General features: G+C 43.9%; 8 protein-coding genes and 2 pseudogenes. 6 read left to right on the top strand and 4 right to left on the bottom strand.

Annotated elements, in window-relative coordinates; all coding sequences use genetic code 11:
- The first annotated feature begins 46 nt into the window (after nucleotides 1–46).
- The 5 genes from OCU87_RS17185 to OCU87_RS17205 all read left to right on the top strand — a co-directional run bounded on the left by OCU87_RS17185 (nucleotide 47) and on the right by OCU87_RS17205 (nucleotide 14,238).
- Nucleotides 47–511, top strand: coding sequence for a GNAT family N-acetyltransferase (locus OCU87_RS17185; RefSeq protein ID WP_062691595.1), 465 nt, complete (start codon nucleotides 47–49; stop codon nucleotides 509–511).
- A 146-nt stretch (nucleotides 512–657) separates the two neighbouring features.
- Nucleotides 658–1,074, top strand: coding sequence for a DUF3302 domain-containing protein (locus tag OCU87_RS17190; protein ID WP_261858898.1), 417 nt, complete (start codon nucleotides 658–660; stop codon nucleotides 1,072–1,074).
- On the top strand, nucleotides 1,074–2,204 hold the full coding sequence (locus OCU87_RS17195; RefSeq protein WP_261858899.1) for an HlyD family secretion protein: 1,131 nt from the start codon (nucleotides 1,074–1,076) through the stop codon (nucleotides 2,202–2,204). Before OCU87_RS17190 ends, OCU87_RS17195 begins: the two co-directional genes overlap by 1 nt.
- Nucleotides 2,205–2,593: 389 nt before the next feature.
- Complete coding sequence (locus OCU87_RS17200; RefSeq protein WP_261858900.1) at nucleotides 2,594–13,468, top strand: putative Ig domain-containing protein; 10,875 nt, start codon at nucleotides 2,594–2,596, stop codon at nucleotides 13,466–13,468.
- Nucleotides 13,456–14,238, top strand: a complete 783-nt coding sequence (locus OCU87_RS17205) for a hypothetical protein (protein ID WP_261858901.1) — start codon at nucleotides 13,456–13,458, stop codon at nucleotides 14,236–14,238. The genes OCU87_RS17200 and OCU87_RS17205 overlap by 13 nt, the downstream gene beginning before the upstream one ends.
- A 340-nt stretch (nucleotides 14,239–14,578) precedes the next feature.
- Here the strand turns inward: OCU87_RS17205 and tnpC are convergent.
- From tnpC to tnpA, 3 genes and pseudogenes are all read right to left on the bottom strand, one after another.
- A pseudogene (tnpC, locus tag OCU87_RS17210) lies at nucleotides 14,579–15,934 on the bottom strand (IS66 family transposase); the annotation flags it as partial.
- 86 nt (nucleotides 15,935–16,020) lie between these two features.
- Nucleotides 16,021–16,320 carry an IS66 family insertion sequence element accessory protein TnpB gene (gene tnpB / locus OCU87_RS17215; RefSeq protein WP_261858902.1) on the bottom strand — a complete coding sequence of 100 codons (300 nt, stop codon included), beginning with the start codon at nucleotides 16,318–16,320 and terminating at the stop codon, nucleotides 16,021–16,023.
- Between the two features lie 41 nt (nucleotides 16,321–16,361).
- Nucleotides 16,362–16,652 carry an IS66 family insertion sequence element accessory protein TnpA gene (gene tnpA, locus OCU87_RS17220; RefSeq protein WP_261858903.1) on the bottom strand — a complete coding sequence of 97 codons (291 nt, stop codon included), beginning with the start codon at nucleotides 16,650–16,652 and terminating at the stop codon, nucleotides 16,362–16,364.
- A 79-nt stretch (nucleotides 16,653–16,731) separates the two neighbouring features.
- Here tnpA and OCU87_RS17225 point away from each other — a divergent pair.
- A pseudogene (locus OCU87_RS17225) lies at nucleotides 16,732–17,496 on the top strand (IS1595 family transposase); the annotation flags it as partial.
- A gap of 181 nt (nucleotides 17,497–17,677) precedes the next feature.
- Here the strand turns inward: OCU87_RS17225 and OCU87_RS17230 are convergent.
- Nucleotides 17,678–18,595, bottom strand: a complete 918-nt coding sequence (locus tag OCU87_RS17230; protein WP_261858904.1) for a M14 family metallopeptidase — start codon at nucleotides 18,593–18,595, stop codon at nucleotides 17,678–17,680.
- Nucleotides 18,596–18,661 lie beyond the last annotated feature (66 nt).

Genomic DNA, 18,661 nt, shown 5'->3' on the forward strand with positions numbered 1-18,661 from the left:
CAAATAAGCACAGTTCATTAAAGGTATGCGAAATACAAGGATGTTTATGATAGAAGTGGTTCAGCGTGACGATTTATCTGCTGTGATTCATGTGATTGAACAAGCGATCCATCAGTCGCTTGCTGTTTCTAAAGATGAAGCCGATAGCTTAGTGGCAGGCTGTGTGGATGAAGGTCTAAAGAGCTTGTTAGACCCTAGCGGTTACATCTTTTTGTTATATCGCCAGCAACAACAGGTTGTTGGTGTTGTTTTACTTAAACCTGATAATGGTTTGAGTAGCCTATTTGTAGACCCCGCTTATCACCGAAAAGGTATAGCATCGGCATTATTACAGTCGGCGCTGACACTACGTTTTAAAGATGATCCTACCGCGATTATTCGCTTAAATGCGTCAACCTATGCCGAGCCGTTTTATCGACATTACGGGTTTCAGCAAGATGGCGAAAAGAAAAATTTACCGGGAGGCTGTATTCCATTTTCCGCCCCGATACGTACGTTATTAATAAGATAAAAGAGAAAGATCTATTTAAGATTTATTATGCTCTAGTACTGATTATTCATTGTTATTTAATGAGTTCTATTTGAATTCTGCTAGTTTTAATGGGGACGAGATATAACAGAACAATAAATTAGGTTGTCATCTTTTAGGGAGAAAAGATGTTTTTAGATTATTTTGCACTCGGATTATTGGTCTTTGTCGCATTGGTGTTGTTCTACGGTATTATTGTGATACACGATATCCCGTATGAAATATCCAAAGAACGGGATCACCCGCACCAAGATGCGATTCATTATGCTGGTTGGGTAAGCTTATTTACCTTACATGCGCTTTGGCCGTTCCTATGGATTTGGGCAACTTTGTGGCGTAAAGACCGAGGCTGGGGTTTTCAAAAAATTCAGGCTGAGCAGAACGAGTTGCATCATCAAATCAATACCTTATCGGCTCAGGTAGAGCTATTGAGCCACAAAATTGCAACCCTTGAAGGCACACCAAAGCCTGTGTCAGGCTCGGTTCAGCCCGATCATACCCAAGGAAATCAGAGCCAGTCTGATCAAACAGGGGAGGAAAAGTAATGGATTTACTCTTAATCCTCACATACGCCGCATTGTGTGTGTTTCTTTTTAAAACCTTCAATATTCCATTGAACAAATGGACGGTACCAACGGCTGTACTTGGTGGCGTTATCTTGATTGGTTCGTTAATTCTATTGATGAACTACAACCACCCTCATACTAGCCAAGGCACACAGTTTTTCGTGAGTACACCGATTATTCCCGGTGTGCGTGGCCGTGTGACAGAAGTCCCTGTTGAAGCCAATGTGTTGCTTAAAAAAGGGGATGTCCTGTTTAAAATAGATCCTACGCCATACCAAGCTGAAGTTAACCGCTTAAGGGCGATGTTAGCAGAAACAGAGCAAGACGTGCTGGAACTGGAAGCAGGGTACAAAGCCAGCCAAGCTAGTGTTGCAAAAGCGAAAGCTGAACGTGATCGTACCTTGGCACAATTTAAACGTTATGAAAAAGGCTACAAACGCGGTGCATTCACAAAATCAGATGTTGATAACCGTCGTCAGTTTTATTTGAGTGCGGAAGCAAGCTTAGAAGCGGCTAATGCGGAAGAGCGACGTGCTAAATTGGCTTTTGAATCTGAAATTTTAGGTGAAAATACGACGACAGCACAAGTACAAGCCATGCTGCGTAAAGCGGAGTTTGATTTGGATGAAACCATTGTTTACGCGCCTACAGCAGGCTATGTTACTCAAGTAACCTTGCGCCCAGGCATGATGGCATTGCCAATGCCGTTACGAACAGTGATGACCTTTGTACACCAAGAAGAGCAGTTCTTTGTGGGGGCATTTAGGCAGAACTCGCTGTTGCGGTTAAAGTCAGGCTTTAAAGCTGACATGATTTTTCGCGCCATTCCGGGCAAAACATTTCAAGCTGAAGTAGTTGAAGTTTTGCCTGCCATTGGGGAAAGCCAAGTGCAAGCACAAGGAACCTTGTACAGCTCTGACATGCTGAGTCGCCAAGGTCGACCTTTAGTGAAATTGAGGATGATTGATGACATTACGCACTATGCGTTACCGCAAGGAACCAATGTTGAAATCGCAGTTTACTCTGACAGTTTTGAGCATGTGTCGATTATGCGTAAAGTACTCATTCGTATGAAGAGTTGGCAGAACTTCTTGTACCTAGATCACTAACGCAACATGCAGTGAAGTGTTTGTTGCTGAAAGAGAAAAGGCAGTGAAGATTATTCTTCACCGCCTTTTTTATGTTTATGGCAAGGTGCTTTTAGGTGGCTTGCTGCAAAAAATTCAGTCAAGTCCAAGAGTTCCGCTTTCATGAATCGTCTTTTCAATGTTGATGTTGTTTTCCTGTAATTATTAACTTTATCTATGGCTATATCTGCTCCCTCTGATTATTTGCAACAAGTTCCCAGCCATTGCGAGCGGAATGTTCTTAAAATGAAAATATTACATTAATCAGTTGCTGTGATCTGTTAGTTGCGCCGAAACATTAATTGTTACTGATTTAAATACAGGTGCTTTATATATAGCGTGCTGTTGAGCTTCTCTACCGAGTCAGACATATGAGACCAATAGCCTTATTATTAACACTATTTTTATTTTTCAACATATCTGTTAGTTCAGCAAATACGCTTCGTGAAGCTGGAGGTTTCAGTGCCTTCATATTTGAAGACTTCACTGCACCAAGTGGTGACGCTGATGGCCCGCTATATGTGGGCAGAAATATGCAGATTAATGGTTATAGTATTGGTGATGGACTTCCTCCGGAAACAAGCGGCTATATTCTCTATGTTGGTGGAGACATCACTTTCCCTGTGGGTCGCCTTTACTATGGTGATGCGATAATTGGTGGAAGGTTGAATGGTATAGGGAAGTCTGTTTTTGATGGTTTGTCTGAAAGCCAAAAAATAATGAATGGTGATTTACCACTGGATCTTCCCGAACAGAAATTATATCTGAATGATCTCTCACGCCGACTCTCTGTTTTTCCTGCCAATGGTTCAACTAAGTTCGAATGGGGAGGTTTATATCTTCAAGGGGATGGAAACAGTAATTGGCAGGTTTTCGATCTTGATGCATCAGTGGTTAGTAAAGCGCATACTTTTTCCGTTTCCAACATTCCTGATGATGCTACTATCGTATTCAATATCAGTGGTACCGATGCCAGCCTAACCAATAAAAGTTTTGCAGACTTAATTCCTCATCGCAGTCGAACCATTTTCAATTTTCCAGATGCCGTAAATATTCGTTTAGCTGGTGTAGCTATCGAAGGTACTGTATTAGCCCCATCAGCCCACCTTGATGCGCCTCATGGCGATGCTTATGGTCCATTGATTGCCAAGTCTTTTGCTGGGGCAATGCACCTCGGCTTCAACACATTTGAAGGTGATCTGTCATTCATTAATCGTGCACCGGTTATTGTTTCAATGGCTCCTAACTCAGTAAACGAACGTGAGACGTATGTGTATGAAGCAAAGGCTATTGATGAGGATAATGATCCTTTAGCGTGGAGCGTTCTTCGAGGCCCAGAAAATTTCAGTGTTATTGCTGATACAGGGGTTACTACTTGGCAGCCAAATAAGGAATTTGTTGATACGTTAAAAGGCGTAAATGGCTACTGCTCTGTTCCTCAGGAGCCTACAAAATTGGTTCAGGGTGCGGCCGATATCTTGATTGCTATGGATGAATCGGGATCTATGGGAGGCGAGCAACAATGGTTGACCAGCATTATATCTACACTTGAATCACTCTTAATCGAAAGAGGTGTTGGCGCACAGCATGAGGAAAATTTTTATGGTGCAGTAGGCTTCGGACATCGTGGCTCTGGAGCAGCTCTGTTACGTATGCTAGCTACAGATGGTGACACATTCGTCAATGCAGAACGGTTTAATAAGATTACTAAGCAGTTTGTAGCTAGCGGTGGTTTTGAAGATGGTTGGTCGGCAGCTCAGTTATTGCTGAATGATTACCCTCTTCGTCCAAAAACTGCAAAAAATATCATATTGATCAGTGATGAAGATCGCGATAATGGCAATTCATCGATCACATATGAATCGATGAAAACTCAACTCATTGCCCAAAAAGCGGTACTTAATGTTGTTATCGACGGTGGATTCGTATGTGAAGACGGTCGCGCTGCACTTGGTATGGATGCTGATGGTAGCGGTTATGTTGCAGAGAATGACGGTAGCTTTAGCCTTTGTAACAATGCTAAACATAGTGGTAGGGCCTTTGGCGCCACAAATGCTCATTATATTCAGCTAGCGCTTGAAACCGGCGGCGCAGCGTGGGACCTAAATTATTTGCGCCGTGGCGGAGTTTATGCCCAGGCTTTCAGTAAAGCCTTTGTTGAAATCAAAGTTCGTGAAATTATCAGTCAGTTGCCACCACTGCCTCAGTCTGATGTTATCGTTAAACAAATTTCGCTACCTCATGATGCAGTAGAGTTAGAGCAACTCAATATCCCGGTAACGCTGTATAATCGTGGTCTATTAAATATTTCTTCAGAGGCGACACTCTCCTTATTTGAAATCCTGAACGATGGCACTAGAAGGGAGCTTGCAAGCCAAACACTGGCGTTAAATTTAGCAACTGATCAGGAACAGCTTATCAGCTTTAATGCCGTCAAGATGTCAGATAATGCGATTACGCTAGGGGCTAGCATTGGTCTTGCTGATGCAAAATCTGAATGTTTGGCTGACAACAATCAGACACTACGCGCCCTTGTTACATTGCAGGTGGCAGATGATTGGGGTGGTGTGGACACACAGTTGTTTGAAATCGGGGTGAATAACATCAATGATCCACCATCGGTTGAAAATACTGAGGTTTTTCAAGATATAAATGCAGGTGGTCAGTTCTCCTTTACCCCAGAAGTTAATGATCCTGATCTTGGGGACCAATTGAAGTTTACGCTAAGAAGTTCCCCTGCTGGCGTGAAGATCGATGCCAGAACTGGCCAGGTATCATGGGATACAACCAATGTCGATCCAGGAGTGTATACCTATGATGTCGTGGCGACAGATCTGGCCGGTAATAGCGTTACAATTTCAGTTATCGTAACCGTAAACAAAGCGCCTAATTTTCCGCCGAAGATCACATCGCTACCTGAATACTTGAGCCAAGAAGGTAGTCAGTACCGTTACCTAGTTACTGCAACCGATCCTAATGAAGGCGATACACTCGTATATTCAACAAGCTCAGGAGCAATAAATGGGGCTTCTGGTGAATTACAATGGAAAAGTGCAGCCCCAGATATGGGGTGGCAAAGCCCAGAAATTTGTCGTCAGCCATTATCTGCTCCAAGTGAATTTAAGCCGACAATAAAATGGCATTGGAGTAAAAGTTCATCAATGGGCTCATATAATCAAGTATTGGCAGCCCCAATTGTTGTGCAGCTTAATGATGATAATGCTGATGGTGAAATTAATACATTGGATTACCCTGATGTAGTTGTTCCTGCTTTCCAAAGTAGCCTGTATAACAGTCCTGGTATCATTCGTGTCTTAAGTGGTAAGGATGGCACTGATTTATGGCCCGCTTCAAATCAGGGACCTTGGGCTGATCCATCTTATGGCTTGGCGGCGGCTGATATCGATTCAGATGGTTTGGTTGAGATAGTGGCTGGTCAGCCGAATGGAGACTTAGCTGTTTATGAAAATGATGGCACCATAAAGTGGCGCAAGCCTGCTGGTGGCCGTGGCCATGTCGCTATTGCTGATTTGGATGCTGATGGAGCGCCAGAAATTGTTTACGCCCAGGGTGTCTATGATCTAAACGGTGACCGTTTATTCAGTATTGATTCAAGCATTTCACCAATTGTTTTTGATGCAGATGGTGATGGTATCCAAGAGGTACTGTCTGGCGGGAAACTTTACGACATAAATGGTAACGTTCGTTGGCAAGGTCCTGCGATGTTATTTGCCGGTGTTGCTGACTTTGATGGTGACTCGTTACCAGAAGTGGTCATAGCTGGAGACAACAAACTCAGTATGCTCAATCATGACGGTAGTTATGTTTGGGGGCCGATTACGGTACCGGGCACTGGTGGTGGCCCAATAACCATTGCTGATGTTGATGGTGATGCTAAACCAGAAATTACCTTAGCCGCCAAATTCTACTATTTTGTTTTTGAAGCCGATGGCAGTGTTAAGTGGCAGAAACAAACACAAGATAGAAGCAGCCAGAAAACAGGCTCATCAGTATTTGACTTTGACGGTGATGGACAGGCTGAAATCCTTTATTCAGATGAGCTGAATTTCCGAGTTTATGATGGCAATACTGGTGATGTTATTTACCAGCTTCCGAACCCGTCGGGCACGTTATATGAGTATCCGTTAGTTGTAGATCTAGATAATGATCGTGAGGCGGAAATTGTTTTAGTCTCAAATAATCGTTGGTTTAACGGTGTTAATGGCGTTCGAGTACTAGAAGGTAAAGGCTGGGCGCCAACCCGTTCAATTTGGAACCAGCACGCTTATCACATTGATAACATCAATGATGATGGAACGGTTCCGATTGGCCAGTTACCAAGCTGGTTGTCACATAATACTTACCGTCTGAACACGTTTCCTGGGCGGACGCTTACTGCGGTATCTGATTTAACGGTTGCAGATTTCACATATATTGATGGTGAACTGAGTATTGCAATTGGAAATGGTGGTGAAGCGAAAAGTCAGGGCGGATTAACCCTGACGTTGCTGGATCCTACTACTTCTCAGTCTTTAGCTACTTGGTCATTGCCATCTATCGAGCCAAATAGTCAATTTGCCGTTACTGAAAACATTGACTTTTCTGCTTTCTCATCAGTTCAATTGTTGATTGATGCAGAGGGTTATGAAACGGAGTGTAACCGCTTTAATAACACGGCAAATGTGGTGTTATTGACTGTCTCTGTAGCCGATGAGGATGGAGCTAGTGATAAACAGCAATTCTCTGTTCGTACCGAGCCCCTGAACGTCGCGCCTTCTTTTGTACAACCGCAAGAACTGACGCTGAAAAGTAATCAGCTGTTGTCGTTTAACCTGAAGGCCAGTGACCAAAATGCCTGGGATGTTATTACTTGGCGAGCAACTGGCTTACCAGCAGCTGCACTCTTTGACCCTGTAAAGGGTTCGCTGAACTGGACGCCAACCGAGTCAGATATCGGAACGCATGTCTTTTCATTCGTTGCGGTTGATACCTATGGTGCAACATCGAAGGCGCAGATGAAAGTGACGGTTATGGCAGAAAACCAGCCGCCGGTTATTTCATCTACTCCGAAGCCCACTACAGTAGAAGGGTTGGAGTGGCAGTACCAGATTATGGCGGCGGATCCTGATGGTGACTCCCTCATTTATGAAGTTATGTACCCGGGAGAAGTTCAGGTCGACGCTACAGGTCTTGTGACTTGGTCTCTGCCTGTAGTCGGAACACATGATATTTTGGTACGTGTTAGGGATGGACGTGGCGGGAGTGTTGAGCAATCCTTCCAATTGGTAGTTGAAACTACGCCTAATCGTAAACCAAAAATCACATCAACACCGCTCTTGTCCATCGAGCAAGGTGGTACTTATCAGTATCAGATTGTAGCTTCGGATGACGATGGAGATGTTCTTTCCTTTGCTTTGGTTCAGTTCCCGCAAGGTATGTCCTTAAGCGCCTCTGGTGATATCCAATGGGTTATCCTTGCAAATTTAAAACCAGGTAACTATCCGGTAAGCATAGAAGTCTCAGATGGCATTGCTACTGTTGTGCAATCGTATGAAATTACAGTGATTGGCGCTAAACCAAATCAGACTCCGGTGATTACCTCTTCTCCACGGTTAATAGGAACTGCAGGTCAAATTTACCAATATGAGGTGAAGGCAACTGACCCTGATGGTGATGCGTTAACATATACACTCACTCGTTATCCTGAAGGAATGACCGTTAGCCAAAGCGGGCTAATTGAGTGGACAGTACCGGAAAATATTCAGCCTAGCACATACTCTGTTTCTATAGCGGTTAATGATGGTTTTGATAGTGTTGAACAGAGCTATACGATAAAAATTGAAACTGGTTCAAATAATCAACCGCCAGTTATTACATCACAGCCGGTTACCTCTGTTGTTGCTGGTACTGATTATCGCTATCAGGTTATCGCAAATGATCCTGATAAAGATTCACTCGCTTTCCGCTTAATTAGCTCACCACAAGGAATGACAATAAGTAGTACTGGTTTGGTTCAGTGGGCTGTGCCTGCTGGGTTTAATGATACTGTGTCGGTAGAAATTGCTGTATCTGACAATAAAATTGAAACACGTCAGAGCTACGAGGTTGTTGTCAGCACTGCCGGAGACAATGTTGCTCCAGTCTTGACTGGTTCTCCTGTTCGTGAAGCCGTACAAGGTGGGCAATACGTATCGGCTATGTCAGCTACTGACGCGGATGGTGATCAGCTAACCTTCCGCTTGATTGAGGCGCCGTCTGGGATGACTGTTGACGGTAAAGGACGTATTGCATGGTCAGTGCCTGCTGAGCTGACAGGGCAAGTTGCCGTTTCACTCGAAGTTTCTGATGGAACTCATTTTATCCACCGTAGCTGGACTATCACTATCTCTGAATGGGCATTGCCGCTAGATGTTACGATTGGCGTGAGTGCCGGTCAATTGAAGGTGGGGGAGGTTGCTACGGTTCAAGCACAGCCAACAGGCGGTGTTCCTCCATATCAAGTTGTGATGACAGCTAATGGACAGTTGCTTGCACTTGATAGCCAATTAACATCTGAAGCGAAAGCGGCTAAGCCTTCTTTGATAAAACTTGTTGCTACTGTTGTAGATAGCCAGGGTGTAGAGGTATCGACGAAGGAAACCATTGCAGTCATTACGGGTACAGATACCGCCGCCCCTGTAGTCTCAATTACCTCACCTGTTGAGAATGCAGGAATCAGCTCAATGGTAGATGTAGTTGGTACTGTAGAAGACGATAACCTGGCTAGTTATGCGCTGATCGTATATCCCGATGGTGAGCCGACTAAACGTCAGATTTTGATGGAAGGTTTCCAATCCGTTTCTAATTCAGCTTTGGCAAGCTTCGATCCGTCGATGTTGACTAATGGTGTATACACAATCGCCATTGAAGCTATTGATTTAGATGGTAACCAGAGTGTTGCAGGCGTAGATGTCTTAGTTTCTGGTGACCTGAAGGTAGGTAACTTCTCAATTACCCAGCGGGATGTTGATATTCCTATGATGGGATTACCGATCACAGTAGATCGAACATATGACAGCCGGAGTAAACCTGAAAGTAGTGATTTTGGACATGGCTGGAGCCTAGGCTTAACAGACTTCAAAGTTCAAGAGTCTGATAAGTTGGGCATGAGCTGGTCGTTAAATAAGTACGGCAGCATGCTGAATACGAAATATTGTATTGAGCCGAAAGGTGCTAGGCCGGAAGTGACAGTCACTTTGCCAGATGGTGATGTTGAACGCTTTGAAGCTGTTTTAACGCCAGAGTGTAGTCAATTGGTACCAGCTTTGGATGTGACGTTGTCATTCCGAGCTATAGGGGATACACAGTCAACTTTGGCGCCAGCAGAGCATAAGCAGTTACGTTTTGTAGGTGGAAACCTTTACGATGCAGCGATGCTTATCGATATCGCCGATCCTAATCGTTATATATTGACGTTAAAAAATGATGTCGAAATACACGCTGATCAAATGGCAGGCTTGCAGAAATTGGTCTCGCCAAACGGTCATTCAGTCCAGTATACCCGTGATGGTCTGATTCATTCTGCGGGCAAAAGTGTGTTGTTTAGCCGTGACAGTAAAGGCCGAATTACACAAGTAACAGATCCATCAGGTCAAGTTCACCAGTATCGCTATGATGGTCAAGGTGATTTAAGAACAGTAATTGATCCGCTAGGTAATGAGACAACCTTTGACTATAACCGTAATCATGGTTTGCTAAAGATCAATGATCCACTCAGTCGTCGTCTGGTTCGCAATATTTATGATGACGGCGGGCGATTAATTGCTCAAGAAGATGAACAGGGTAATAGAACTGAGTTTTCACACGATATTGCGGGTAAACAGTCAGTAGTGACAGACCGCAACGGTAATACAGCATTCTACTATTACGATAAAGAAGGAAATATTACCTCTGAGGTTGATGCTATGGGTAATACCAAGCAATACGCCTATGATGAGAGAGGAAACAAATTAAGCTCGACCGATGCTTTAGGAAATATCAGTTATTCAACGTTCAATACCAAAAATGATCAACTGACGGTTACCGATGCACTGGGAAATACCACTGAATATAAATATAACGATCGAGGACAGGAAACTGAAATCATCGATAGTCGAGGCAATCGATATGTAAATACCTATGACGGTATTGGTAATTTGGTGACGTTGAGCGATCCAACAGGAAGCCAGGCTACCTTTGAATATGATGCCAAAGGGAATCTAAGAACGTCTAAGGATATGCTTGGTAACATTACCTCATATACATATGACAGCACAGGTAACAAGCATACAGAGATAACACCGACAGGCATAACAAAACGGTTTGAGTACGATTCAAATAACCGTGTGGTACGTGAGATTGTTGAGCGCAAGCTTCAAGGGGGGATGGCAGAGGATCTCGTGACGGAATACCGTTACGACAGTGCTGGAAATATAATTGAGACAATTAATGCCCTTGGCTATTCGCGTCAATCTCAGTTTGATGCAATGGGCCAGCTAATAGTTTCAACAGATGCGCTTGGCCATAAAACGTTAACAGACTATGACGGCTATGGCCGAGAAATTGCAATTACGTATCCTGATGGCAGTCGTACCCAGAAAGCCTATGACGCCGAGGGTAATCTGATCAGCGAGACTGATGCCGCTGGTTCGGTAACGACTTATGTATATGATGCGTTAAATCGACAGGTTGCCATCATTCAAGCTGATGGTAGTCGGGTTGAGACCGAATACGATGCTGCTGGCAGAATAGCGGCTGAAGTAGATGCTAACGGGAACCGAACCACAAATGTTTATGATGCTGCTAATAGACGTATTGCGACTAAGGATGCCCTTGGTAGTACAACGCAGTATGAGTATGATAGCGAAGGTAATGTAACGGCGACTATTGATCCACTCGGCCATCGGACAGAGTACGAGTATGACCAGTTAGGCAACAAAACCGTTACCCGATTTGCCGACGGAACAGCGATTACTGCTGCGTTTGATAGGCTTGGTAGGAAGGTAGCCGAAACTGACCAATCCGGCGTGACAACACAATTTGAATACGATGCTGAAGGTCGTTTGATTGCTGTTGTTGATGCGGCAAATAGCCGAACTGAGTACCGTTACGATGAACTGGGTAATCGCATTGCACAAATTGATGCTCTTGGGCAGGAAACTCGTTGGCAGTATGACGGCTTGGGTAATGTGTTGTCGCGTACATTGCCGATGGGGCAGATTGAAACCTTTACTTACAACGCACTTAATCAAGTTGAAAATCATACTGATTTTAATGGTGAGGTGACAACGTATATTTATGATGCAATGGGTCGATTGATAACCGAAATATCTGGAGTGGGGACTCTTAATGAGCAGACTCAGCGTTATGAATATGATGTAGCTGGCAACAAGGTACGTACATCGATAGAAACGGCGAAGAGCGTGCAGGTTTGGGAGTATCAGTATGATGTGCTTAACCGCCTAACCACCGAGTTACAACCGAGCGGCGATCGTTTGAGCTATCAGTATGATACGAATGGTAATAAGTTAAGTTTGACCGTTGAATCTCAGGGGCAGGCAAATACAACCACTTACACTTACGATACAGTCAATCGCCTTTCAACAGTAACAGATAATGAGGGAGGCATTACTCAATACAGCTATACAGCATTGGGTATGGCCGATGTTATTTATCATCCTAATGGTATTTCAACGCACCATGTGTACGACAATTTAAACCGATTGATTGAGAAGTACACACAGTTGACATCTGGTGCGGTTGTTTCACACTACCGGTATTCCTTGTCGGACAGTGGTCAGCGTACGCGCCTAGAGGAGCTGCATAGCGGCAGGAATGTCGATTATCAATATGATGTGTTAAACCGACTTGTCAAGGAGAGTTACCTTGAGACAGACGGTAGCCGTAAGGTGATAGAACATGAATATAGCGCTATAGGTAACCGGACTAAGGAAATACGTGATGGTGTTGTTTCACTCTACAACTATGATGCCAACGACAGATTAGTCACTAAAGATTTAACACAGTACAGCTACGATGCCAACGGCAACCTATTGGCTGAACGAACATCCGGTGCTATAGAGAAACGCTATTTCTATAACACCAAGAACCGTTTGATCAGCTTTGATGACGGTACGCAGTCTGCGGTATTTGAGTACAATTCAAATGGCATCAGAACATCTATCAGCATCAATGGGGTGATTACACACTATATCATTGATGAGAATAGGGATTACGCTCAGGTAGTACGCGAATATGGTGCGCAGAACAAATCCTATGTTTATGGTGCAGATCTTCTGAGCTTCAATGCTCAGGGAACAAACAGCTACTTTGTTTATGATGGTTTGGGCTCAACACGTGCGCTTGTTGATGAGACAGGTTCAGTCACTGACACTTATGACTATGACGGCTACGGCACAGTATTAAAGCAGACAGGTGCATCTGACAATGCGTACCTGTATACCGGTGAGCAATATGATGCGGAGCTTAACAATTATTATCTAAGAGCTCGTTTTTATAGCCCTTCAATTGGCCGATTTACTCAGCGTGATCTTTGGAATGGGAATAATCTCAAACCAGTGACATTGAATAAGTATCTTTATGGGAATGCTTCACCAGTTAACTTCACAGATCCTTCCGGCTATATGAGTATGATGAGTGTAAGTATTGGCTCGTATGGACGTGGAGTACTATCAAGCATTTCCATACCGAGTTACACGTCCATTTTAACACGGTCTGTACTAGCAACAGCCGTTTTAACAAGGGGGAGGCTCAACGTTGGAGTCAACAGTGCGATAATGGCAAGAACGATTCAACGCTGTATGAATGGGGATGATGATTGTAAATCAGATTTGAATATTTTCGTTGTTGGTGATGATACGCCAGAAGCTCGGGATCATATCGGGGATGCTCAGTCTGTAGGTTACCCAGCTATTTTGAATCGTATAAAACCACCTCATCCACGTGGTTGGTTAAGAAAATTTAAAGGACCAGGGAAAATATGTGATGGTGGTGCTGGTACCGACTGTGATGAATATCCATATGCATCATCTCAACAAGGAGGAAAAAATGGTTTTGTTTCGTTGAGAAGTATTAACTCTTATCAAAATCAACATTCTGGTAGGTTACTTGGGCAATTTTACAGTAAATGTAACATTAATTCTGGTGATAGCTACAAGGTTTTACCCGTCAAAGGAATTTCTGTTTCAGGTTGGATATGTATAGAGTGATAATTTTTCCTCTTATTTTATTTTTGTATTTAGATATAGCGTATGCTGTGCAAAAGGACGAAGAAATCATGACAGGTATTAGGCTCTGTTCTCTTAACTCTGGTTATCATTCATCATCGGATAGTTGGCAGCAGTTCTTATCCTGCTGGTTAAAAAAACAGGACGAGCTTAGCTCTGATTTTAACTTTATTAAATTAAATGACGTTCCTGACGAAGATAAAATATCTGCTAATCATATTGAACAGTGGAAATATGTTGCTGTCGCTATCCCCAAATCATTGAGTGACTTCTATCGCGCGTACTTGTCCTTAGGGGGGGAGTTCTTACCCATTCATGATAAGGAGGAGATTGGCATTTACTCTCCAGATGAGGTACTTCTTTTAAGAGACTTTGATCCTGAGTTGCTGGCAAGTTACCAACAGTTTCCGATTGAATCAGAAGATGAACAATATTATCGATATGGTATCGCGCAAGATGACTCTGGTGGTAGGTTTTCATACATCAAAGAAGCGATTGTTCTTGGTAAGCATGGTTATTCTGCATATGAGTTAATATTAATGTACCCTAGCTCACAAACTCTGGATGGAGAGATGGAGGTCGCCATACTCTCTCATGCTTACGAGTATAGAGCACCATCATTTGCTGAGATGATGCGGCAGCTTTCCTTACTTTTTTTGAGTGATCCTGATTTGTTACCTCCATATAGTCAGCAGGCTCTGAAAGGCACTTGTGCTGATATCATCAAGCCTGTAGATGCTTGGTGGGAGTAGTGGCATTAGAAGCCAGTTCTGCCATGATAACTGGTCATGATGTTGGATTATTTTCATGCACATTACAGATAATGAAAAAAATAGTGCTTTTACTAATGAGCTTTTGGAGCTTTAGCTGGATGGGTGAAGATAAATTAGATGTCGGCTTTGTAAGAGATCTAATTAATGACATTGAATGTTGCGATTATCAACCTGTAGAGCTTCATATTGAGCATGTTGGAAAAATACTGCTCCCGAAGGAATACTCTGCTGTTGTTGATGCTTATAAGAAGCATTACGATTTAATGACCAATCTTTTCCTAGGGCATGCTGTTCTATCGGTTGAAGAGATTAAATCTCAGTATAAGTTTGCACTCGCCTCGGCGCCAGCGACTGATTTTGAGAACAACCAGTTTTTCCGACCCGTTGTGAACGGCCTAATATCTCGTTCGGTCACATTGTTATCAATGCTGATTTTGCCGTCTTCGAGGTAAGTAGTTAATTTGTCCCATTGATTCAACGTGTAGTTGATGGCTTTACCTATCAAGCTTTTTGGTAGCACTTTTTCTTGGCTCTCTTTCAACCAAGAATGGAACTCATCCAGTATCGGGATGGCTTTTTCTAATCGATATTGATGACGCTCCTCCGCACTCAACGTTTTGCAGTGACTTTCTACTGCATAAAGTCTGCTGATGTAACTAAGTGCCTTTTCAGAACGCCCTGATTTTCCTGCTGGTTGGGCTTTTTGCGCATCGGTGAACTTGCGTCTTGCATGCGCCATGCAGCCTGCAAGGGTAACAAGTTCTAGCCCCTCATAACCAATATATCCATCGCACAGTAAGTAACCTGCGTAATCACCCAGAAAGGCTTTCGGACAAGATTGGGCGCTGCTTGGTTGATATTCATAGATGACAACTGGCTGAGAGGTGAACTCACCACTGCGATACACCCACATGTACGACTTGCTTGTCGCGGCCCGGTCGGGTTCACTCAATACCTGTACCGTAGTCTCGTCAGCACAGATAAGCGAACCATGGATAAGGTGTTGTTTCATTGCGTCAACGAGCACCTTAACTTTCGCCCCGAGTTGTACGCACCAGTTTGCTAATGTACCGCGACTAATATCGATATCGGCACGTTTGAGGATATCGACCTGGCGATAAAGTGGCAGCGCATCGACATATTTAGCGGTGGCAACAGCAGCAAGGGTCTCTGGGCTGGCGATACTCTTTGGGATCATACTAGCCGGTTTAGGTGTAGTAATGATCTGGCTTTTGAGTGCTGTTTTCTCACAGGTTCGGCAGGCATATTTCGTTCGCTGATGACGGATCACGCTGACTTTCTGAGGGATGATTTTCAGCTCTTCCGAGGTTTCACTGCCACACTCATGCATGGCATCTCCGCAACAGTCACAGTGCGGTGCATTCAGGGTATGGATGCGCGTTTCACGCTCTAGTCCCTCCGGTAGCGGCTTTCTGCCTTTCTTATGATGTTTTGGCTCGGGCTTATTTTGCTGCTCAGCCTCATTGAAGGTGCCTTTGGGGTGTTTCTCACTTTGTGCCGCGAAGCGTTTAGATTTACTCAGATTGAGTTGTTCCGTGAGCAATTGAACGGTACTTTTAAGTTCAATGACCTCTTCAGACAGCGATTGTTTTTCTTGCTGAAGTTGTAGCAACATCGCTTTAAGTTGCTCTACATCATCAGGAAGTTCGTTCATTGTTACAGCTCTTAATCCATCATTTTCACATAGTTTGACCGCAAAAAAGGATCGTTCAAGCGCAATATGCGGATCAGTATTCTAGCTCACACTTCTCGCCCATATAGAGGTTGATGAGCTTGCGGGTTTTCAAGCATTAGCCCAGATAGTAGCCAGTTTAGCTGCTGGGTAGAGATGTGGATATGGCCTGCTGCCGTGGGCTTTGGCCACTTAAAGTGGCCTTTTTCTAGTCGGCGATAATAGAGCCAAAAACCATTGGTATCCCAGAATAGGATTTTAATTTTATCTCGCCCTCGATTGCAGACAATGAACCATGCGTTACTGAGTGGATCCATTTCTAATACGTCCGCCACAATGAGAGATAGGCCATCAATCGACTTGCGCATGTCGGTTATTCCCGACACGAGATAAATACTACCACTGGGGATCATTGCAAGGCCTCAAGCCAATGGCGAATTTGCCCACATGACAAATTGCAGGGAAGACAGACCCGCAATCCGCTAGGCAAAAACACTTCAATACATGAAGCCTCGACCTTTTCATCGAGCAGAACGGGTAATACACATTGAGTCTCGTCATTAGTACGTAACTTTTTCAGCCAGTAGTAAAACGTCGCTAATTTGATATTACGCTGCTGACAAAAGTCGGCCTTGGTGAGGTCGCTTGGGGCTTGCTCATCGATAATAGATTGCCAGTGTTGTTGTTTGGTCGATGTCATGGTGATTCTCCTTAAATAACGAAGAAACAGGATCATATATGTGGCTGGATTTGGGAATGTGGGGTTAATTAGGCGCTTACAGTGCAATCGCTGCCGACATCAAGCATCACTAACGTCTGGAACTCTCTTTGCCAACTCTAAACTTCCCTTAACGCCTTGGTTTTTAACCATTTATCTAATCACACAAGAGAAAAACGGGATCTCTGCGTTGGAGTTATCTCGTAATTTGGGTGTTTCTTATAATGCTGCCTGTCGGTTGAAACATAAGTTAATGCAAGCAATGAAAGAGCGTGACGACGAATCTCAACTCACAGGATTTATTCAGATTGATGACGTTTATTGGGGCGGTGTTCGCCGAGGTTCTCGTGGTCGAGAAGCGAAAGGCAAGCGTCCATTTGTAGCAGCAGTGTCTTTAAACGATGAAGGTCATCCCATTCATATGCGCTTTTCTGTTGTTAAAGGCTTCCAGAAACATGAGTTAACACAATGGGCGAAAACGCATTTACGGCCAAAATCGCTTGTTATATCAGATGGTTTAGCTTACTTCAGAGGCATTGAAGATGCAAACGAGTTCCATCTTGCCATTGTCACTGGTGGTGCTGATTGTGTTGAATTACCGTACTTCAAGTGGGTTAACACGATGATAAGTAATGTGAAAAACTCAATGCACGGAACTTACCATGCGATAAACAACAAGCACTTACCGAGATATCTCGCTGAATTCTGCTTTAAGTTCAATCGCAGATTTGATTTGGGAAAAATGATAGATAACCTGATTCACTCAAGTATTCAAACAGCACCGATGCCTGAGCGTTTACTCAAATTGGCTGAGGCTCGGTGGTAATCAGGAACATCCAAGGATTAGAATCTCTATGGATGCTTAACAAGGGCCAGTTTTATTCATTGGTTACGCAATGATAAACGTAAAACCATGGTACGGACCCTGCTTGTATCGTATCTATAATGATGAGGCTGCTTACCTGTCATCATTAAATCCATTTCTGGTCATATCGGCTAAGCCCGTTTTAGATACGCGCTTTCACGTAATCAAGCGCACCTGTAATAGCCGCTACTTGCGCGTTATTACAATCTTGATCTGTTACGTGCTCACTGTCTGGGTAGACTTCTGTCGTGGTGCCGTAAGTACAGTCAGTGATGCCGTTACATAGGCTTAGGGCTTTCATTGGGTAGTTGATCACGCCTTCTTGCTCGATTGTCTCACCAATGATCTTGCCTTCACTGTCTGGTGGGGCAATGTGTGTCACGCGGCGAACCGAATCAATCACCGCTTTTTGGAAATCAGCTTGTGGGTTTTCAGTGTCACCTACCGTGTAGAAGCCATCTGGCACGCTATCTTCGATGTATTCTTTACCATCACGCGCAGACAGTGCAGGGCGGAACTCTTCTTCGTCAGTATCTGTGGTTTCGTGCAGATCAATATGAACCAGCACATCACCTAATGAAGTGGCTAACTGCATCAGCGCTGCAGACTCTTCAGCTGGGCTATCGGCGAAGAAAGAACGGTTTGGATCAATCGCTAGCGGGTTCCAACGGTTAATCGTTTCGTAACCCCAAGGGCTAACACAAGGCGCAACCACAATATTGAATGTGTCGCTATAACGTTCAGCTTGAGTATCTAAAAATTGGATTGCACCGTGCACGCCACTGGTTTCGTAGCCGTGAACACCGCCTGAAATCAGCACAGTTGGTTTCGCTGGATCCCAGTTTTTTGTTTTCAGTGAAAGCAGAGGGAAGCGTTCTGTGTCGTAAGAAAGCGCGCCGTATTGAGTCAGATCAAAGCGGTCTGAGAGTGCGTTAATCTTGGTCACAACGTCATCTTGGTAAGAGCGCTTAACCGTGACTTGTGCTCGCCATTGTGCTTTTTCTTCATCGTTCCATTTTTGGCCTGGAGTACCAATTGGGTAAGTGTGCGAACTTTTCATAATTTCCCTTTGTTTTTCCACTGAATGTAACTGTGCCTTGAGCATAAATCACCAGCAGGAATGAAA

The organism is Photobacterium sanguinicancri, from assembly GCF_024346675.1.
Classification (GTDB): domain Bacteria; phylum Pseudomonadota; class Gammaproteobacteria; order Enterobacterales; family Vibrionaceae; genus Photobacterium; species Photobacterium sanguinicancri.